Below are 19,117 nucleotides of genomic sequence, written 5' to 3' on the forward strand. Positions count from 1 at the left end.
ATACGTGCAGGGGTGGGGAATGGATCAGTCGCCCGTTCCCACCAAGCCCACGGAAACTCAGTACTTGGAGACAGTACTCAGGATCCGGTCCCGGAATTCGAACATGTCATCCAGCGTCCCGATCTCCATCCGCTCCTCCGCCTCACCGTCGAAAAGACCGATGTACTTCTTGGACCTGTTGAAATGGAGGCGCGCCAGAGGCTTGCGATTGTTGTCGTCGAGCAGGATCGCGCAATAGCTCTTGGCATCCCGCATGAAAATCCTGTTGCTTTCAACGGACCCCCGCAGCAGGGCCTTGATCAGAAGCCAGCCCTCGATTTCCTCTTCCGTCGTCACGACGCCGTCATCCTTTTCGGCAGGGATCGTATTCGCGGGAATCTCCGAAGGGGCCGGAGCATCTTCGAAAGCGTTGGAAAGCTTTTGCCGGATACGATCACGCACCAGATCGCGAAAGGCCGCCGTAATGGCGTTGGAGAGCATTTCCCGCACCGCCGCGCTAGAGCGTCCATCATAGACCTCGGCTCCGATCAATTTGACCAGCCCTTCGGAGGGGGTTTCGACCCAGGTTTCCAGAACCTTTTTGACCGCAGAGACGTATTTCAGGCGTTCGGCCTGCGCGAGGATGTTCTCTACATCGAAATCCGCCCTGGAGAACTTGGCCAGTTCGGAAATGGACGCCGGTGCATAGTCCAGAAGGTCAAAGATGAAGAAGGGTCTGCGGTCGAGCTTGTTCGCCTCTTCAAGATCCGAGTAGAAGCGGTATTCCCGCCCGTTGGTCAGGATCGCGAACCGGGCCTTTGTCACAGTGAAGTAGCGGAACAGCTGGGCAAGGTGCTTTTCGTTCAGCTGGGTACTCAGCCCCTTGCATTCGATCAGGATGGAGACCTCTCCGTCCTTCATGATTGCGTAGTCGACCTTCTCTCCCTTTTTCCCGACCGCATCGGCCGTGAACTCGGGGACAACCTCCGCGGGATTGAAGACATCATACCCGAGGGATTGGAGAAAGGGCAGAATGACGGAGGTCTTCACTGCCTCCTCCGTCTGAATCGTTTCCGAATAATCTTCAACGCGCTTTGCCAGCGCCTGAATCGAAGCTTCCATATTCGACATAACCGTCCCCCTTTTCTACCATGAGGTGAAAGGGAACGGTCCGTGTCAAGAAATTCCGATCAGGAGATCACGCCCTGAAACTCGCGCCATTCGCGTTTGCTCATGCCGCAATTCTCTTCGGTGACCTCTTCGCCTGCAAGCATTCTTTTCAGGCAATCGACCATCTGCGCCGACATCGTCACCGCGCCCAGGCGGTAATCCTCGAAGGCCTTGTAGGCGAAGGGCACCCAGTCGGCGACCAGCTTGCACATGGCCTCCGCATAGACGCGGATCTCGTATTGCGCATGGGCGTCGGCGCGCAGGCGCAGGAAATGCAGCAGGTTGTGCAGATCCACCTTCCAGTACCACTGGGTGTAGATGTTCGCCGGCAGGTTCATCCGCGCCAGCTCGCGCGCCAGACCCTGCTGCCCCTCGTCCGAGATCATCTCGGCATAATGATCATAGGCCCGCGCACTGTCGGCCTTGAGGTATTCCAGGACCCGGGCGGCTTCCTCTCCGGTCAGCGCCTCGCCACGGCCCTGGTTGTTGATCACCGATTGCGCGGCCAGGTTCTCGGGGGCGGGAATGTAGAACTCCCGGTCCAGGATCGAGTAGCGGGCGGAATATTCGTTCACGTTGGCGGTGCGGTGGCGGATCCACTGGCGCGCCACGAAGACCGGCAGCTTCACATGCAGCTTCAGCTCGCACATCTCGAACGGGGTCGAGTGCCAGTGCCGCATCAGGTAGCGGATCAGCCCTTCGTCGTTCTGCACCGACTTGGTGCCGCGCCCGTAGGAGACCCGCGCCGCCTGGCAGATCGCCGCATCGTCGCCCATGTAGTCGATGACCCGCACGAAACCGTGGTCGAGCACCGGATAGGCCTTGTAGAGATGCGCCTCCATCCCCGGAACGGTGGCACGCAGGGTCTGCTGGGGCGCCGAGCGCAGCTCGGCGATCTCGGCCTCTTGTTCGGGCGACAGGGGCATGGTCTCATCCTTTCGAATCTGCACGGGCACTACCGCATGTTGGTGATGCGGCTTTTACGACCCCTATAAATGGTATCAACAGGGACGTCACCCCCGGTCTGCGGCCCGGACCCGCACGAAGGGGATCGACAAGTGGCGCGGGGCTGCTACCCTCTTTCCCAAGGCGGGCCCTGCCCGCGACGGACGGAAGGACGCAAGATGAAGGTGCGCTACCTGCACACGATGGTCCGGGTCAAGGACCTGGACGCCTCCATGGCCTTTTACGAACTGCTGGGCCTGAAGGAGACCCGCCGGGTCGAGAACGAGGGCGGGCGGTTCACGCTGGTCTTCATGGCCCCCGAAGGCCAGCCCGAATGCCCGGTGGAACTGACCTGGAACTGGGATGGCGACGAGGGGCTGCCCGCGGACAGCCGCCACTTCGGCCACCTCGCCTATTCGGTCGGCAATATCTACGAGATGTGCCAGAAGCTGATGGATGCGGGCGTGACGATCAACCGCCCGCCCCGCGACGGCAACATGGCCTTCGTGCGCTCACCCGACAATATCTCGGTCGAGCTGCTGCAGGACGGGCCGGCGCTGGCGCCGCAGGAGCCCTGGGCCAGCATGGAAAATACGGGGCATTGGTAAGGGCCCGCCTCCGCAGCGCCCTGCTGGCGCTGACGGGGGTGGCCTCCCTCGGACTGGGCGCGTCGGCTGCGCGCGCCCAGGACCAGACCTGCCGGCTGGCGCTGCTGCTGGCGATGGATGTCTCGGCTTCGGTCGATGCGCGCGAATACCGGCTGCAACGCGATGGCACCGCCGCCGCCCTGTCGGACCCGGACGTGCGCCGGGCGATCCTTGAGGGCAGCGGGCCGGTTGCGCTTGCGGCCTATGAATGGAGCGGGCGGCAGCAGCAGGCGGTGATCCTGCCCTGGATCATGATCGACAGCGCCGCCGCGCTGGATGCCGCCGTCGCCACCCTGGCGCGGACCCAGCGGGTCCATGTGGGCTTTCCCACCGCCGCCGGCTACGGGCTGGGCTTTGGCGCCGGGATGATGCAGGACGCCCCGCCCTGCCTGCGCAAGGTGATCGACGTCTCGGGCGATGGCGTCAACAACGAAGGCTTCCTGCCCAGCCTCGCCTATGCCAACTTCCCCTTCCAGGACGTGACGGTGAACGGGCTGGCAATCCTTGGCCCCGATCGCGGCGTTCTGGACTTCTACCAGAACGAGATCCGCCACGGCCCCGGTGCCTTCGTGCAGATCGCCGACGGGTTCGACGATTTCCTGCGCGCCATGACGCTGAAGCTGTTCCGGGAAACCAACGACATGCAGCTGGGCGCCCTGCCCGGGGCGCCGCAGCCGCAACCGGAAGACGCCGGATGAGGCGTGGGCCCTGGCTGCTGCTGGCGCTGCTGCTGCCCTGGCCCCTGCCCGCCCTCGCCAGCTGTCGCACCGCCCTGGCCCTGGGACTGGATGTCTCGGGCTCGGTCGATGCCGGGGAATACCGCCAGCAGCTGGATGGGCTGGCGGCAGCGCTGGACAATCCCCAGGTCCGCGACGCGCTGCGCCAGATCCCCTCGGCGCCGGTGCGGCTGATGGTCTACGAATGGGCCGGCCCCACGGACCAGCGGATCCTGGCCCCCTGGAGCGAGATCGCGGGAGATCCCGACATCGACGCGCTGCGCGACCGGCTGCGGGGCAAAGTGCAGCAACGGCGCAGCCCTTCGACCGCACTTGGCTCGGCAATGGCCTTCGGCGCGGCGACGCTGGCCAAACAGGACTGCTGGCGGCGGGTGCTGGACCTGTCAGGGGATGGCATCCAGAATGCCGGGCCGCATCCGCGCACCGTCGGGATGGCGGATATCACCGTGAATGCCCTGGTGATCGGCCCCGATGCGGCCGAACGCGCGGTGCGCAACGGCAGCCTCTCCGATCTGACCGCGTATTTCCGCGCCTACGTGCTGCGCGGCGCCGATGCCTTCGTGGAACCTGCGGCGGGGTTCGGCAGCTACGAGGCCGCCATGGTCCGCAAGCTTCTGCACGAGCTGGAGGGCACGCCGCTGGCGCTGAACGCCCCGGATCGGGCGGGCACGCTTCAGTAGATGTAGCGGATCTGGTCGCTCCAGAACCGTTCGACCCGGCGCAGCATCACCGTCACCTCTTCCAGCCCTGCCAGATCCAGCACCTTGCGCTCCTGCAGGCCTTCGGAGTGGCGCGCAAAGAGGCCTGCCACCACCGCGCGGATCTCGCGCCCGCGGGGGGTCAGCCGGACCCGGACCGAACGGCGGTCGATCTCGCAGCGTTCGTGGTGCATGTAGCCCATCTCGACCAGCTTCTTCAGGTTGTAGCTGACATTGCTGCCCTGGTAGTAGCCGCGTGACTTCAGTTCCCCGGCGGTCACCTCGTTCTCGCCGATATTGAACAGCAGCAGGGCCTGGACCGCGTTGATCTCCAGCACGCCGACACGTTCGAATTCGTCCTTGATGACGTCCAGCAGCAGCCTGTGCAGCCGTTCGACCAGCGCCAGCGCATCGAGGTACCCCGCCATGAAGTCTTCCGGTGCAGCCTTGGCACCGATGGCCCTCTGAATGCTCATAACCTTCTCCGTCCAACAGGTCTCGGACCGGAGAATTGAAGCAAATTCCCGAAAATCAGGTTAATTCCAAATGGATAGATCGGCCGCGTGGTTAACGGCCCCGCCGGCACGGACGGAGCCGTATCGTTGCCCGGGCCTCAGCCCATGGCCTCGTCGCTGACCCGGGCGATGCGGGCGATCATCGGGGCCAGCGGCGCCGGCGCCGGCATCTGCCCCGAAACCCACTGATAGAGGTCCTGATCGTTCTGCGACAGCACCGCGTCGTATTCGTCCAGCTCGGCGTCGCTCAGCTTTTCCAGCTCGATGGCGGAGAAGCGCATCAGGATGATGTCCATCTCCTTGATGCCGCGGCGCATGGACCGCATGTGAAGCCGCTTCAGGCGGACGTTGCGGGCTTCGCCGGAGGGGATGGGTTCGCTCATTCTGCTGGCTCCTTGAGGGCGCTTCTCAGACGTTTCTCCAATAGCGCCAGCCGGTCCGCCATGCCAGTCATCTGGGTGCGGATCTCGCGCATTTCGTTCAGCGCGGCCAGCAGGCCGGGATCGGGGCTGGCGGCGGCCTCGTCCGGGGCCGCGACCCCCTCGCCCTCTCCGGTCAGCAGCCAGGGCAGCGACACCCCCAGCAGCCCCGAGAGCATCTGCAGCTTGTTGGCGCGGGGTTCGGCCAGGTCCTCCTCCCAGCCGCGCAGGGTGCCCAGCTTGACGCCCAGCCGTTTCGCCAGCTGGCCCTGGGTCATGCCGGCAGCCAGGCGCGCGGCCTCGATCCGGTCTCCGAAGGTGGCGCTTTCGGCGCTGTACCAGTCATCCGACATGGGCAATTCTCCTGTGGTTCCGATCCGCCTTGCGGGGCCTTGATCCCAAGCCTAAGACGGAGCGCGTGAAATGACAAACCAAGGACCCCGTCCCATGGCTTTCCTCTCTGACACGCTGGCCCGTGTGAAACCCTCTCCGACGATCATGATGACCACCAAGGCGCAGGAGCTGAAGGCCCAGGGCCGTGACGTCATCGGCCTGAGCGCCGGCGAACCCGACTTCGACACCCCCGACAACATCAAGGCCGCGGCGATCGCCGCGATCGAGGCGGGCAAGACGAAATACACCGCCCCCGACGGTATGCCCGAGCTGAAGCAGGCGATCTGCGCCAAGTTTGCCCGCGACAACGGCCTGACCTACAAGCCCAGCCAGGTCTCGGTCGGCACCGGCGGCAAGCAGGTTCTTTACAACGCGCTGATGGCCACGCTGAACCCCGGCGACGAAGTCATCGTGCCCGCCCCCTACTGGGTCAGCTACCCCGACATGGTTCTGCTGGCAGGCGGCACCCCCGTCACCGTCGAGGCCGGCATCGAAACCGGCTTCCGCCTGACGCCCGAAATGCTCGAGGCGGCGATCACGCCGAAGACCAAGTGGCTGATCTTCAACAGCCCCTCGAACCCGACCGGTGCCGGTTACAGCTGGGACCAGCTGAAGGCGCTGACCGACGTGCTGCTGCGCCATCCCCATGTCTACATCCTGTCGGATGACATGTACGAGCACCTGGCCTACGGCGACTTCAAGTTCTGCACCCCGGCGCAGGTCGAACCGGCGCTTTACGACCGCACCCTGACGGTCAACGGCGTGTCGAAGGCCTATGCGATGACCGGCTGGCGGATCGGCTATGCCGCGGGTCCGGAAAACCTGATCGCCGCGATGCGCAAGATCCAGTCGCAGTCGACCTCGAACCCCTGCACGATCTCGCAATGGGCTTCGGTCGAGGCGCTGAACGGCACCCAGGACTACATCGCCCCCAACAACGAGCTTTTCGTGCGCCGTCGCGATCTGGTCGTCTCGATGCTGAACGAGATCGAGGGCGTGACCTGCCCGGTGCCCGATGGCGCCTTCTACGTCTATCCCTCGATCGCCGGGCTGATCGGCAAGACCAGCGCCGCCGGCACCGTGATCGACAGCGACGCGACCTTCGCCACCGCCCTTCTGGAAGAAGGCAACGTGGCCGTGGTCTTCGGCGAGGCCTTCGGCCTGTCGCCCTATTTCCGGATCTCCTACGCGACCTCCGAGGCCATCCTCGAGGAAGCCTGCAAGCGGATTCAGGAATTCTGCAAGGGTTTGAAGTAAGACCGGGGGCCCAGGAGGGCCCCCATGTCTGACACCCTGCCACCCTACTACTTTCGCATTCGCGACAATGGCGCCTTCGTCTACCGTGTCGACACGGTAGACCGCCAGCGCCGCATCGCGATGGAACAGATCGCCACAGTGAACCTGAAGAACGGCACGATCAAGGCCCATGGGGAGCGGGCGCTTTCCGACTCCGACCGGGCCGCGATCACCGACTGGATGGGACAGCGTGGCGCGCTGCTCGCGCGGCGCGAGATCGACGATATCCACCGCACCATCGACCACCTGAACCTGACCGCGCAATGGGCCCAGGCCCGTGCCAGCGATGCCGCCCTGGACGAGGTCGCCGATGCCCTGCTGCTGGCCATGCATGACCTGCGCATGGTGCTGGTGCGACGCCGGGCCGATCAGCTTCTGGCCCAGCGCGGCGACCCGCCCCCCGAAGGAAACCCGGCCTAGCTGGCCTGCCGCGCGCCCTGCTTGTCGGTGATCATCTGGTTGAAGCCGATGCGGGCATAGACCTCGGCGGTGATGCGGGGAATGACCACCCGCCAGAGGCGGCGCATCATCAGGAAGGCGGCCAGCGCCAGCCCCAGGGCCAGACCCAGCCAGATGCCCACACCGCCCCAGCCCAGCACGATGCCGAAGACATAGGAACAGGGCACCGCCACCCCCCAGTAGCTGAAGCCGGCATAAAGCATCGGACGCTGCGTGTCGTGCAGCCCGCGCAGCAGCCCCAGCGCCATGACCTGCATGGCATCGGCCAGCTGGAACGCCGCCGAAGCCAGCAGCAGCACGCGCCCCACGGCGATGACCTCGGCCCGCTCGGGGTTGTCGGGGTCCAGGAACAGGCCGATCAGCTCTGCGGGGAAGGCGACCAGCACCACCACCGTCACCGCCACCATCAGCACCGACATCACCAGCGCCATGGAGGCGCCGCGGCGCAGGTCCGTCATCGTGCCGCGCCCATGCGCCCGGCCCGCGCGCACCGCCGCCGCCTGGCTGAGGCCCAGATGCACCATGAAGGTGAAAGAGGTGATCTGCAGCGCGATGCCATGGGCCACCAGCGCGGTTTCCCCCACCCAGCCCATCATCACCGAGGTGGCCGAGAACAGCCCGACCTCGGCCACCAGGGTCAGCCCGATCGGCCAGCCCAGGCGGAACACCTCTCCGAAGGCCTCCCAGTCGGGGCGCCAGATGCGCACGAACAGCTCGTGTTCAGGCAGGGTCTTCTGGATGTAGATCACCAGAAAGACCGTGGTGGCGCAGTGCATCAGCAACGAGGCCAGCGCGGCCCCCCTGATGCCCATCTCGGGAAAGCCGAAATGACCGAAGATCAGCAGGTAATTGCCCGCCCCGTTGACCAGAACCGCCACCAGCATCGCCACCAGCACCACCCGGGTGCGCTCCAGCGCGGCCAGGTGGCTGCGCAGCACCATGGTGGCCAGCCCCGGGAAGATCCCCCAGGACAGGATGCTCAGGTACTGGCCGGCCAGATGGGCGATCTCGGGCTTCTGGCCCAGCAGCAGGAAGATCGGCTCGGCATTCAGCAGGATCGGCAGGCAGCCGGCCCCGGCCAGCAGCGACAGCCACAGGCTCATCCGGGTGACGCGGCGCGCGGTGGTGTGTTCCCCCCGCCCCTCGGCGGCCGAAACCAGCGGCGTCAGCGCGGCGGCAAAGCCCGTGCAGGCCAGGAACAGCACCATGAAGAAGGACCCGCCCAGCGTCTCGGCGGCGAAAGTCGTGGTATCATACCACCCCAGCATGACCGCATCGACAAGGCTCAGCGACATCTGCGCAAGCTGCGAACCGGCCAGCGGCAGCCCAAGGATCAGGATGGCGCTCAGGTGCTGGCGATATGTCATGCGAGGGATCATGGCCCGGCCATACTGCGCGGCACCCGATCCGGCAAGCCTCGGCAGCGCCAATTCATTGACAGATCGGCATAAAACCTGACCACGCGGCAAGCTTGCGACACTTGGCCTTCCGGCAGCGTCCCCGGGCCCTTGCCTGCGCCCCGTGGCAGAGGCCTTTTCCCGGCGCGCGCGCAATGCCATAATGCCCCGATCCATAGAAAAGATAAGAGCAGTCCGCAGCACATGGCAGATGACCTTCTGAACGGCACCGAACCGCAGACCTACGACGCCTCCTCGATCGAGGTGCTGGAGGGGCTGGAGCCGGTCCGCAAGCGCCCCGGCATGTATATCGGCGGCACGGACGAGCGCGCCCTGCACCACATGGTGGCCGAGATCCTCGACAACTCGATGGACGAGGCCGTCGCCGGTCACGCCAACCGCATCGAGGTCGAGCTGCATTCGGACTATTCCATCACCATCCGCGACAACGGTCGCGGGATGCCCTTCGATCCGCACCCGAAGTTCCCCGGCAAGTCGGCGCTGGAAGTGATCCTGTGCACCCTGCACGCGGGCGGCAAGTTCAGCGGCAAGGCCTACGAGACCTCGGGCGGTCTGCACGGCGTCGGCGCCTCGGTGGTGAACGCGCTGTCGGACACGATGGTCGTGCAGGTGGCGCGCGACCGCAAGCTGGTCGAACAGCGCTTTTCGCGCGGCACGCCGCTGGGTCCGGTGCAGGAGATCGGCGCGGCGCCGAACCGGCGCGGCACCACCACCACCTTCCACCCCGACCCCGAGATCTTCGGCAGCCACAAGTTCAAGCCGGCGCGGCTGTTCAAGTCGATCCGCTCCAAGGCCTACCTGTTCTCGGGCGTGGAAATCCGCTGGAAGACAGCCATCGACGACGGCGAGACGCCCACCGATGCCGTCTTCCACTTCCCCGGCGGCCTGTCGGACTACCTGACCGAGACGCTGACCAAGACCTCCACCTATGCCGATCAACCCTTCTCGGGGCGGGTCGAGTTCCAGGAGCGTTTCGGCGTGCCGGGCCGGGTCGAATGGGCGATCAACTGGACGCCGGCGCGGGATGGCTTCATCCAGTCCTACTGTAACACCGTCCCCACTCCCGAGGGCGGCACCCACGAGGCGGGCTTCTGGGCGGCGATCCTGAAGGGCATCCGCGCCTATGGCGAGCTGGTGAACAACAAGAAGGCCTCCAACATCACCCGGGACGACCTGATCACCGGGGGCTGCGCGCTGGTCTCGTGCTTCATCCGGGAGCCCGAGTTCGTCGGCCAGACCAAGGACCGCCTGGCCACCGTCGAGGCGCAGAAGCTGGTCGAGGGCGCGGTGCGCGACCGTTTCGACAACTGGCTGGCGGCGGATACGAAATCCGCCGGTGCGATCCTCGATTTTCTGGTCCTGCGCGCCGAGGAACGCCTGCGCCGCCGCGCCGAGAAGGAAACGCAGCGCAAGTCCGCCACCAAGCGGCTGCGCCTGCCCGGCAAGCTGGCGGATTGCTCCAACAACTCCCGCGAGGGGACTGAGCTGTTCCTGGTCGAGGGCGACTCGGCCGGGGGCTCTGCCAAGATGGCCCGCAACCGCAAGACCCAGGCCCTGCTGCCGCTGCGCGGCAAGATCCTGAACGTGCTGGGCGCGGCCTCGGGCAAGATCGGTGCCAACCAGGAGATCGCCGACATGTGCCAGGCGCTTGGCGTCGGCATGGGGACCAAGTTCAACATCGACGATCTGCGCTATGAAAAGATCATCATCATGACCGATGCGGATGTCGATGGCGCCCACATCGCCTCTCTGCTGATGACCTTCTTCTACACCCAGATGCGCCCGATGATCGACCAGGGGCACCTCTACCTGGCCTGCCCGCCGCTGTTCCGCCTGACCCAGGGCGCGCGCCGCCTTTACGTCCAGGACGAGGCCGAGCGCGACATCTGGCTTGAGAAGGGCCTGGGCGGCAAGGGCAAGATCGACGTCAGCCGCTTCAAGGGTCTGGGCGAGATGGACGCCAAGGACCTGAAGGAAACCACGATGGACCCGACCACGCGCAAGCTGATCCGGGTCACCATCGACGAGGACGAACCCGGCGAGACCGGCGACCTGGTGGAACGCCTGATGGGCAAGAAGCCCGAGCTGCGCTTCCAGTACATCCAGGAGAACGCCCGTTTTGTCGAGGAATTGGATATCTGACTGTCCGGTCCCCCCTCCGGCAGACCTTCCCGTGTGGATCCAGAGCATCGGCGCTCTGGGTCCGCCAATCATCGCCCTGATCGTCGCTTACATCGCCTGCGGGTAAACAAGGCCACGGCCCGGGAAAAGCTCTTTGAACGCAGAATGGCCCTCTTTGAAGGGACACGAGGTTTTCTAAGTGCGATCCTGAAAGAAGCCACCTTCACAGATGACGAGCTTTGGGAATTCACCGATGTTTGCCAGCGCGCACGCTTTTTACTATCCGCCGACACTGCAAAATATCTCCAGGTAATCCGTACGCGGTCCCTGATAATGCGGACCAAGCAAGTTCAGTTTAAGAAATTGCCGGTTGGGCCAGAGCGTAGCAAGTTGGTCGACGAAGAGGGTGCAGAACTCAAATGGCTAACTGACCAGCTGCCGCTCATTTTCGATGTGTTTACTCCCTACCTCAAATTCGATGAGCTAATCGAGCGCTCCCTCTGGGCACGCGTGCGATCAAGACGCAGCAAGAAGTTCCCCAAATAGAAAAGGGCCCGGACGGATGTCCGGGCCCTTCCTGTTCGACCGTTGGCCCCGGGGGGCCGACGGATCAGAAGCGGTAGTTCACTTTTGCGGCGATCGAGTCGCCCAGCAGCTTGGCGTTGGTGCCAGCGAAGTCGTCGACCTGGTGGTGCAGGTATTCTGCGCCCAGCGAGATGGTCGGGGTGATCATGTGCTCGACGCCCACGCCTGCAACCCAGCCGGTGTCGTCGCCGATGTTGGAGTACACGCGCTCTGCGCCGGCGGTGCCGTAGACCATGGTGTCGCCCATGTCGTAGCCCGCTTTGACTTTCAGAGCTGCGGTGTTGTCGACGTCGATGCCATCGAAGGTGTCGATGTCGCCGGCGTTGTAGGAGATTTCACCGCCCAGGATGTAATCGCCGAAGTCGTAGTCGTAGCCAGCTTGTGCGCCGTAGATGGTGCCGTCGCCGTCATCGCCGCTGTGCTTGAACTTGCCGTAGCCCAGGTTCAGACCTGCGTAGCCGCCGGTCCAGTCGTGGCCCATCACGACCGGAGCGGGTGCCGGTGCGGTGATGATCGGGTCGGCAGGTGCCGGCGCCGGGTTGCCTGCGAAGGCGGGGGCTGCGATGGCTGCGGTGGATGCGACAGCAGCTGCTGCGATCAGTTTGTTGCGAAGCATAATGCTCTCCTTCGTTAATGCCGGGGCTGCGGCCCCTCACCCGATACCGCCTGACACAAGCGGACCGGGACACTCTCAACGCGCTCATCGTCGCGTTCGACACATCAACTGGCGTATCGGGGGAGAAGTTCCATCCGATACGTACATTCCCTCACGGCATGGGCCACAAGGCGCCGCCCGGAGGCAAAATCGACGGCAAGCTTCTGCCGTACACTGAAACATGGAGGGATTGTGACGGAGGCACCCCTTGAAATCCCAAACATCCCCTTACCGTCGCCCCGGCAAAGACCGGCCCGGGCGGGCAAGGACAGGCTTGGCATGACCCCTGTCAACGCGTATCAACCCCTTGAACAGAGGACATGCCGATGAAGAAGCAGACCGCCATGAACCGAGACTGGATCGCAACCGCCCGTACCCTCTCCGAGGCCCTTCCCTACCTCAAGCGCTACGAGGGCGCGATCGTCGTCGTGAAGTTCGGCGGCCATGCCATGGGCGACAGCGAAGCGATGGAAACCTTCGCGCGCGACATCGTGCTGATGCGTCAGGTGGGCGTGAACCCCGTCATCGTGCATGGCGGCGGGCCGATGATCAACGAGCTTCTGGATAAACTCGACGTCAAGAGCGAGTTCGTCCGCGGCAAGCGCGTCACCGACGAGAAGACCATGGAAGTCGTTGAAATGGTTCTCTCGGGTCAGGTCAACAAGCGCATCGTGCAGGCGCTGAACGACCAGGGCGGCAAGGCCGTGGGCCTGTCGGGCAAGGATGCCAACCTGATGACCTGCGTGCAGACCGATCCCGATCTGGGCCTGGTCGGCACCCCGGACGAAATCGACACCTCGATCCTGCATTCGCTGTTCCGCAGCTCGATCATCCCGGTGATCGCGCCGATCGGCATGGGCCATGAGGGCGAGACCTTCAACATCAACGGCGACACCGCCGCCGGCGCCATCGCCGCCGCGCTGAAGGCCGACCGCCTGCTGCTGCTGACCGATGTCTCGGGCGTGAAGAACCAGGATGGCGACGTGCTGACCTCGCTCAGCTCGCAGCAGATCCGCGACATGATCGAGGACGGCACCATCGCCGGCGGCATGATCCCCAAGACCGAGACCGCGCTGGACGCGATCGAGGGCGGCGTGCGTGCCGTGGTCATCCTGGATGGCCGCGCCCCCAATGCCGTGCTGCTGGAGCTGTTCACCGAACATGGCGCAGGCTCCCTCATCCGCAAGGCCTGAGGCCTTTCCGGGCGCCGCGCCCCTGCAGGCCGCGTTGCAGAACGCGGCCCTGCGCATCGCCGCGGGGCTGGACGCGACGGCCTGTGCCAGCGCCGCCGGCCTGCCCCCCGGCACCCGCAGCCTGCTGCTGCTGTCCCCCGACGAACCCGCCTTCTGGCCGGTCTTCACCGCGGCCCCGGAATGGCTGGACGGCGCCCCCGATCCGATGGACCGCTGGTCGCGCCGGGTGATCGGCACCCTGGCCGAACGCTGCCACGCCACCGCGCTTTTCCCCTTTGGCGGCCCACCCTGGGCCCCCTTCCTGGACTGGGCGCGGGCCTCTGGACGCATCCATGCCTCGCCCGTCGGGATGCTGGTCTCGCGGGCGGGCGGCCTTTTCACCTCCTTCAGGGGGGCCCTGGCCTTCGACCGGGACCTGCCCGTGCCCGCCGCCGACGCGACGCCCTGCCGGTCCTGCGCCGCCCCCTGTACGGCAACCTGCCCGGTCGCGGCCCTGGGGCCCGGGGGCTACGACGTGGCCCGCTGCAAGGCCCATCTGCGCCATCCCGAAGGCCGCGCCTGCCTGGAGGGCGGCTGCCTGGCCCGCCGCGCCTGCCCCGCCGCCCCGCCCGGACAGCGCCTGTCGGCGCATTCCGCCTATCACATGGCCCAGTTCCTCGGGGCCCCGCATCTGGAAGCACGATGAAACGCCTGATCCTTATGCGCCACGCCAAGTCGAGCTGGTCCAACCCCGCCCTCAGCGATGCGCTGCGGCCGCTGAACCGGCGCGGTCGCGAGGCGGCACAGGTGCTGGGCCGCTGGCTGCACCTGAGCGGTCAGCAGATCGACCAGGCGCTGGTCTCTTCCGCCACCCGCACCCGGGAAACCTATGCGGAACTGGGGCTCATGGCGAACCCGGTCTTCGTCAACGCGCTTTACGAGGCGACTGTGGCCACGATGCTGGATGTGCTGCACAAGGCCGATCCGAAGGCCGCCTGCGTGCTGATGATCGGCCACAATCCCGGCATCGGCAGCTTTGCCGAAAAGCTGCTGCGGCTGCCGCCACCGCACGGACGCTTCTTCGACTACCCCACCGGGGCCACGCTGATCTGCGATTTCGACATCGAAACCTGGGCCGAGCTGCGCCTTGGCACCGGTTCGGTCGCCGGCTTCACCGTGCCCCGGGAACTGATGGGCGACGAGAGCCTGCGCAAGGCGTGATCGGCTGAAACACAAACCCACCCGGCGTGATCGCACCGGGTGGGTCGGGATCTTGCGAAGCCGCCCCCGAAGGGGCAGCGCTCAGTGACCGAGAATCTGGCTGAGGAACAGCTTCGTGCGCTCCGAGCGGGGGTTGTTGAAGAATTCCTCCGGCTCGTTCTGCTCGACGATCTGGCCCTGGTCCATGAAGATCACGCGGTTCGCCACCTGACGGGCAAAGCCCATCTCGTGCGTCACGCAGAGCATGGTCATCCCCTCTTCGGCAAGCTGGATCATGGTATCCAGCACTTCCTTGATCATCTCCGGATCCAGCGCCGAGGTCGGTTCGTCGAACAGCATGATGCGCGGCTTCATGCAGAGCGAACGCGCGATGGCGACCCGCTGCTGCTGCCCGCCCGAAAGCTGGCCGGGATACTTGTTGGCCTGATCGGGGATCTTCACCTTTTCAAGGAAGTGCATCGCGGTATCGATGGCCTCCTTGCGGGGCACCTTGCGGACCCAGATCGGCGCCAGCGTGCAGTTCTCCAGGATCGTCAGATGCGGGAAAAGGTTGAAGTGCTGGAAGCACATGCCGACCTCGGAGCGGATCTTGTCGATATTCTTCAGATCGCTGGTCAGCTCGGTGCCGTCGACGATGATCTTGCCGGACTGGTGTTCTTCCAGCCGGTTGATGCAGCGGATCATCGTCGATTTCCCCGAGCCCGAAGGCCCGGCAATGACGATCCGCTCGCCGCGGTTGACGGTCAGGTTGATGTCGCGCAGCACGTGGAAGTTCCCGTACCACTTGTTCATGTTGACGATCTCGATCGCCACTTCGTCGGAAACCTTCAGGGAGGAAGGCGCGGCCGTCGTCTGGAATGCGGTGTCGGTCATGGCTTGGCCTCCTTAGCGGTGCCCGGTTTGAAGTTTCTTCTCGAGGTACATGGAGTAGCGCGACATCGAGAAGCAGAAGACGAAGAAGATCGCGCCGATGAAGATGAACAGCTCCCAGTAGACGCCGTTCCAGGCCTGGTTGGCGCGGATGGCGTTCGACAGGCCGATCGGGTCGAACATCGAGATGATCGAGACCAGCGTGGTGTCCTTGAACACCCCGATGAAGGTCGAGACGATCCCGGGGATCGAGATCTTCAGCGCCTGCGGCATGATGATCAGCCGCTGCGCCTGCCAGTAGTTGAGGCCAAGGCTGTCGGCGCCCTCGTACTGGCCCTTGGGCAGCGCGGCGAGGCCGCCGCGCACCACCTCGGCCATGTAGGCGGAGGCAAAGAGCGTATCCATGATGATGACGCGGACGATGATGTCGAAATTCGTGCCCGGGGGCAGGAAGATGTTCAGCAGCGTCGAGGCGACGAACAGCAGGGTGATCAGCGGCACGCCGCGAATGAACTCGATGAAGCCGACGCACATGTACTTGACCAGCGGCAGGTCGGACTGGCGGCCAAGCGCCAGCAGGATGCCGATGGGAAGCGAACAGCCGATGGCCGCGACGCCGATGGTGATCGACAGCATGAAGCCGCCGAAGGCGCGCGACTGCACCTCGGTAAGGGCCAACGGCAGCACGGAGGCGAAGGCCCCGGCGACCAGGCCCGACAGCAGGACCCACCAGAGCACCGCGACAATGGCGGCGATGAAGAGCGCGAGGCCCCCCGCCACCCGGCCCGAGAACCCCCGGAAGACCAGGTAGCCGATGACGAAGCCGAGCGCCGCCATGACCGGGGTCCAGACCGTGCCGCCCCACAGAAGCCAGGGCATCACGAAGGGGAAGGCCGCGGTCACGACCAGCAGCTTGCGGCTGACGAAATCGCTGAACAGCACCGGCGCGATGGCGACGAACAGCATCAGCAGGGCCACCACGGGGCGCCAGTACAGTTCCGGCGGGTAGAAGCCGAACAGCAATTGCTGCCAGCGTTCCCGGATCACGCCCCAGCAGGCGCCGTCGGTGTGGCCGGCGGCCGTCACCATGTCGCGGCATTCATTGAGCGAGGTCGCCATCCAGGTCGGAGAGACGAACCAGGGCACGATGTGCAGCACCAGGCCAATGATGAACAGGCCCGCCACCACGGTGATGACAGAGTTCAGCCAGCCCGAGAACAGGTTCTGGCGCGCCCAGCCGATGGCCCCGGTCGAGGAGCTTGGCGGCTCCTGCTGGGGCAGCATCGTTTCACGGACGAAGAGGACGGTTTCAGCATGGGTGTCCGACATCTCAACGCTCCACCAGTTTGACACGGTTGTTGTAGATGTTCATCGCGCCCGAGATCAGCAGCGAGATCGCAAGGTAGACGATCATGCCCAGCAGCACGGTCTCAAGCTCGCGCCCGGTCTGGTTCAGGGTGATGCCCATCAGCGTGCCGGTGATGTCCATGTAGCCCACGGCGATCGCCAGCGACGAGTTCTTCGTCAGGTTCAGATATTGCGAGATCAGCGGCGGGATGATGACCCGCAGCGCCTGCGGCAGGATCACCAGGCTCATGATCCGGTTGGAGCGCAGGCCCAGGGCGGCGGCGGCCTCGGTCTGGCCCTTGGAAATGGCCATGATGCCGGCACGCACGATCTCGGCGATGAAGGCGGCGGTATAGAGCGACAGCGCCAGCCACAGCGCGATCAGCGAGTTGCGCAGATGCGTGCCGCCGTCAAAGTTGAACCCCTTGAGGTGCGGCAGGCCAAGGTGGAAGCCCAGCCCCGCCAGCAGCGCCACGATGGGCAGGATGATCACGGCGGTCTGGACGGGCCAGGTGCGCGGACGCAGGCCGGTCTTGTTCTGCTCGGCATCGGCGCGTCGGCCGATGCGCTTGGCCACCCAGATGGAGCCGCCCAGCACGACGATGATCGCCAGCAGCTCGATGCTGATGTCGAAGGCGCCGAAGACATTGATATTGCCCAGCGGCCGCGAGAACAGCGGCTCGGGAATGTAGACACCCCGGTTGGTCAGGGCGATGCTGTCGAACAGCAGCATCGAGGAGGAAGGATCGTTGCCGCGGAACGCCGAGGGCGGCGGCAGTGCCTCGATCAGGATCGCCATCGCCAGGATGATCCACATCAGCACCGGCACGTTGCGGAAGGTCTCGACGTAGACGGTCATCAGCCGGGCGACCAGCCAGTTCTTCGACAGGCGCAGCACGCCGACAAGGACGCCGATGACGGTGGCGGTGATGCAGCCCAGGGCCGCGACCAGCAGCGTGTTCAGCAGGCCGACGAAGGCCGCACGCAGGTGGGTGTCCTGGTTGTTGTACTCGATCAGCGTCTGGTTGATGTCATAGCCGGCAGGCTGGAACAGGAACCCGAAGGAGGGATCCTTGCCCAGCTCGTGCAGGTTATGCGCGGTGTTCATGTAGAGCCAGCCGAACAGCGTCAGGAAGGCAATCAGCGCGATGATCTGGAAGGTAATCGCCCTGTACCGCGTGTCGTAGAACAGCATGGATAGCTTGAACGACTCCGCCGGCGGATCTGAAATGGTGGTCATGTATGTGTTCCCCTAGGTCCGGCCCGTTCTTCTGTGCGTCTTCTGCGCGGGGCCGTCTCTTCTTGTCCCCACTTCTGCGGGGAATGGCAGGAGGGCGCGACCCTGGCCGCGCCCTCCCCCGGTGTCCTTAGCGGAACGGCGGAGCGTATTGCAGACCACCGTTGGTCCAGAGCGCGTTCAGGCCGCGCGCCAGGCCGATCGGGGTGTTTTCGCCGATGTTCTTCTCGAACAGTTCGCCGTAGTTGCCGCCGGCGGCAATCGCGTTGACGGCCCAGTCCTTGGACAGGCCCAGCATCGCGCCCAGGTCGCCCTCGGTGCCCAGCATCCGGTTGATCTCGGGGTTGTCGCCCGGTGCGGAGGCCAGATCCTTCACGTTCGCGGAGGTGATGCCCAGCTCTTCGGCGGCAACCAGCGCGTTTTCGGTCCAGCGCACCACGTCGGCCCACTGGTCATCGCCCTGACGGACGAGCGGACCGAGCGGCTCCTTCGAGATGATTTCCGGCAGGATCACGTAGTCCTTGGGGTTCTCGAAGGTGGCGCGGGTGGCAGCCAGGCCCGAGGCGTCGGTGGTGTAGACGTCGCAGGCGCCGGCCAGGAACTGCTGCTGGGCCTCGGCGTTGGTCTCGATCGGGACGGGCTCGTATTCCATGTTGTTGGCACGGAAGAAGTCCGCCAGGTTCAGCTCGGTCGTGGTGCCGGTCTGGATGCAGACGGTCGCGCCGTCCAGTTCCTTGGCGGAGGTAACGCCAAGCGCCTTCGGCACCATGAAGCCCTGACCGTCGTAGTAGTTCACACCGGTAAACGTGAACTTCAGGTCGGCGTCGCGCGACAGCGTCCAGGTGGTGTTGCGCGCCAGCATGTCGATCTCGCCCGAGGCAAGTGCGGTGAAGCGCGTCTTGCCGGTGGTCGGCACGAATTCGACGGCTTTCGGATCCCCCAGAACCGCAGCGGCGACGGCACGGCACATCGCGACGTCGAAGCCCTGCCACTCACCGCTTGCATCCGGGAAGGAGAAGCCGGTCAGGCCGGTGGAGACGCCGCAGTTCAGCTTGCCGCGTGCCTTGACGTCGTCCAGCGTGGCCGCGCCGGCAGCGCCGGCAGCCAGGGCGGCAACCGTCAGTGCGCCAAGAAATACGGTTTTTTTCATGTTTACCTCTTCCTGATTATCCGCCGTTTCCGGTTCGGCGGTTTAGCCGGCCCGCAGGGTGTGCGGGCGCTGTGCCAGGGAAG

The 19,117-nt window shown here is 65.1% G+C and carries 21 protein-coding genes; 10 read left to right on the top strand and 11 right to left on the bottom strand.

Annotated elements, in window-relative coordinates:
- Window positions 1-57: 57 nt before the first annotated feature.
- Both KM176_RS02575 and thyX read right to left on the bottom strand, forming a co-directional pair.
- The gene (locus tag KM176_RS02575; protein ID WP_160892377.1) at window positions 58-1,110 is read right to left on the bottom strand and encodes a type I restriction endonuclease; all 1,053 of its coding nucleotides are present in this window, start codon (window positions 1,108-1,110) and stop codon (window positions 58-60) included.
- 59 nt (window positions 1,111-1,169) lie between these two features.
- Window positions 1,170-2,075 carry an FAD-dependent thymidylate synthase gene (gene thyX, locus KM176_RS02580; RefSeq protein ID WP_160892378.1) on the bottom strand — a complete coding sequence of 302 codons (906 nt, stop codon included), beginning with the start codon at window positions 2,073-2,075 and terminating at the stop codon, window positions 1,170-1,172.
- A gap of 198 nt (window positions 2,076-2,273) precedes the next feature.
- On the opposite strand from thyX, the gene KM176_RS02585 reads away from it, so the two are divergent.
- The 3 genes from KM176_RS02585 to KM176_RS02595 are packed head-to-tail and all read left to right on the top strand — an operon-like array spanning window position 2,274 to window position 4,158.
- Window positions 2,274-2,702, top strand: a complete 429-nt coding sequence (locus tag KM176_RS02585) for a VOC family protein (protein WP_160892379.1) — start codon at window positions 2,274-2,276, stop codon at window positions 2,700-2,702.
- The gene (locus tag KM176_RS02590) at window positions 2,696-3,439 is read left to right on the top strand and encodes a DUF1194 domain-containing protein (RefSeq protein WP_236045134.1); all 744 of its coding nucleotides are present in this window, start codon (window positions 2,696-2,698) and stop codon (window positions 3,437-3,439) included. Before KM176_RS02585 ends, KM176_RS02590 begins: the two co-directional genes overlap by 7 nt.
- On the top strand, window positions 3,436-4,158 hold the full coding sequence (locus tag KM176_RS02595; RefSeq protein WP_160892380.1) for a DUF1194 domain-containing protein: 723 nt from the start codon (window positions 3,436-3,438) through the stop codon (window positions 4,156-4,158). The genes KM176_RS02590 and KM176_RS02595 overlap by 4 nt, the downstream gene beginning before the upstream one ends.
- On the opposite strand, the gene KM176_RS02600 is transcribed toward KM176_RS02595, so the two are convergent.
- The 3 genes from KM176_RS02600 to KM176_RS02610 all read right to left on the bottom strand — a co-directional run bounded on the left by KM176_RS02600 (window position 4,152) and on the right by KM176_RS02610 (window position 5,463).
- Window positions 4,152-4,652: a MarR family winged helix-turn-helix transcriptional regulator gene (locus tag KM176_RS02600; protein WP_160892381.1), complete on the bottom strand. Its 501-nt coding sequence runs from the start codon at window positions 4,650-4,652 to the stop codon at window positions 4,152-4,154. The genes KM176_RS02595 and KM176_RS02600 overlap by 7 nt on opposite strands.
- A 137-nt stretch (window positions 4,653-4,789) precedes the next feature.
- Window positions 4,790-5,074 carry a succinate dehydrogenase assembly factor 2 gene (locus KM176_RS02605; protein WP_160892382.1) on the bottom strand — a complete coding sequence of 95 codons (285 nt, stop codon included), beginning with the start codon at window positions 5,072-5,074 and terminating at the stop codon, window positions 4,790-4,792.
- Complete coding sequence (locus tag KM176_RS02610; protein WP_160892383.1) at window positions 5,071-5,463, bottom strand: helix-turn-helix domain-containing protein; 393 nt, start codon at window positions 5,461-5,463, stop codon at window positions 5,071-5,073. Before KM176_RS02610 ends, KM176_RS02605 begins: the two co-directional genes overlap by 4 nt.
- A 94-nt stretch (window positions 5,464-5,557) precedes the next feature.
- Between KM176_RS02610 and KM176_RS02615 the strand changes: the two genes are divergently transcribed.
- A complete protein-coding gene (locus tag KM176_RS02615) occupies window positions 5,558-6,760 on the top strand; it encodes a pyridoxal phosphate-dependent aminotransferase (protein ID WP_160892384.1) in 1,203 nt (400 codons plus the stop codon).
- Between the two features lie 24 nt (window positions 6,761-6,784).
- Window positions 6,785-7,219 carry a hypothetical protein gene (locus tag KM176_RS02620; RefSeq protein WP_160892385.1) on the top strand — a complete coding sequence of 145 codons (435 nt, stop codon included), beginning with the start codon at window positions 6,785-6,787 and terminating at the stop codon, window positions 7,217-7,219.
- Here the strand turns inward: KM176_RS02620 and KM176_RS02625 are convergent.
- Window positions 7,216-8,625, bottom strand: a complete 1,410-nt coding sequence (locus KM176_RS02625) for an MATE family efflux transporter (RefSeq protein WP_236045135.1) — start codon at window positions 8,623-8,625, stop codon at window positions 7,216-7,218. The two genes, KM176_RS02620 and KM176_RS02625, sit on opposite strands and share 4 nt — an antisense overlap.
- A gap of 234 nt (window positions 8,626-8,859) precedes the next feature.
- Here KM176_RS02625 and parE point away from each other — a divergent pair, with 234 nt between their 5' ends.
- Window positions 8,860-10,818 (top strand): DNA topoisomerase IV subunit B, encoded by a 1,959-nt coding sequence (gene parE, locus KM176_RS02630; RefSeq protein WP_160892387.1) that lies wholly within the window; start codon window positions 8,860-8,862, stop codon window positions 10,816-10,818.
- A gap of 144 nt (window positions 10,819-10,962) precedes the next feature.
- On the top strand, window positions 10,963-11,343 hold the full coding sequence (locus tag KM176_RS02635; protein ID WP_160892388.1) for a hypothetical protein: 381 nt from the start codon (window positions 10,963-10,965) through the stop codon (window positions 11,341-11,343).
- A gap of 64 nt (window positions 11,344-11,407) precedes the next feature.
- Here KM176_RS02635 and KM176_RS02640 read toward each other — a convergent pair whose 3' ends face one another.
- Window positions 11,408-11,998 (bottom strand): outer membrane protein, encoded by a 591-nt coding sequence (locus KM176_RS02640; protein ID WP_160892389.1) that lies wholly within the window; start codon window positions 11,996-11,998, stop codon window positions 11,408-11,410.
- A 365-nt stretch (window positions 11,999-12,363) separates the two neighbouring features.
- On the opposite strand from KM176_RS02640, the gene argB reads away from it, so the two are divergent.
- Genes argB through KM176_RS02655 form a run of 3 tightly spaced genes read left to right on the top strand, consistent with a single transcriptional unit; the run spans window position 12,364 to window position 14,430 of the window.
- Window positions 12,364-13,230: an acetylglutamate kinase gene (gene argB, locus KM176_RS02645; RefSeq protein WP_160892391.1), complete on the top strand. Its 867-nt coding sequence runs from the start codon at window positions 12,364-12,366 to the stop codon at window positions 13,228-13,230.
- Window positions 13,231-13,264: 34 nt separating this feature from the next.
- Window positions 13,265-13,915 (top strand): ferredoxin, encoded by a 651-nt coding sequence (locus tag KM176_RS02650; RefSeq protein WP_236045136.1) that lies wholly within the window; start codon window positions 13,265-13,267, stop codon window positions 13,913-13,915.
- Entirely contained in the window at window positions 13,912-14,430 is a 519-nt protein-coding gene (locus tag KM176_RS02655) for a SixA phosphatase family protein (RefSeq protein ID WP_160892395.1), read from the top strand. Before KM176_RS02650 ends, KM176_RS02655 begins: the two co-directional genes overlap by 4 nt.
- A gap of 81 nt (window positions 14,431-14,511) precedes the next feature.
- Here the strand turns inward: KM176_RS02655 and KM176_RS02660 are convergent, their stop codons facing one another.
- The 4 genes from KM176_RS02660 to KM176_RS02675 all read right to left on the bottom strand — a co-directional run bounded on the left by KM176_RS02660 (window position 14,512) and on the right by KM176_RS02675 (window position 19,034).
- Window positions 14,512-15,303, bottom strand: coding sequence for an amino acid ABC transporter ATP-binding protein (locus KM176_RS02660; RefSeq protein WP_160892397.1), 792 nt, complete (start codon window positions 15,301-15,303; stop codon window positions 14,512-14,514).
- 12 nt (window positions 15,304-15,315) lie between these two features.
- A complete protein-coding gene (locus tag KM176_RS02665) occupies window positions 15,316-16,629 on the bottom strand; it encodes an amino acid ABC transporter permease (RefSeq protein ID WP_160892399.1) in 1,314 nt (437 codons plus the stop codon).
- A gap of 1 nt (window position 16,630) precedes the next feature.
- Window positions 16,631-17,887: an amino acid ABC transporter permease gene (locus KM176_RS02670; RefSeq protein ID WP_160892401.1), complete on the bottom strand. Its 1,257-nt coding sequence runs from the start codon at window positions 17,885-17,887 to the stop codon at window positions 16,631-16,633.
- Between the two features lie 127 nt (window positions 17,888-18,014).
- Window positions 18,015-19,034: an amino acid ABC transporter substrate-binding protein gene (locus tag KM176_RS02675; protein ID WP_160892403.1), complete on the bottom strand. Its 1,020-nt coding sequence runs from the start codon at window positions 19,032-19,034 to the stop codon at window positions 18,015-18,017.
- Window positions 19,035-19,117 lie beyond the last annotated feature (83 nt).

The organism is Pseudooceanicola endophyticus (genome assembly GCF_018760365.1).
GTDB classification, from domain to species: domain Bacteria; phylum Pseudomonadota; class Alphaproteobacteria; order Rhodobacterales; family Rhodobacteraceae; genus Pseudooceanicola; species Pseudooceanicola endophyticus.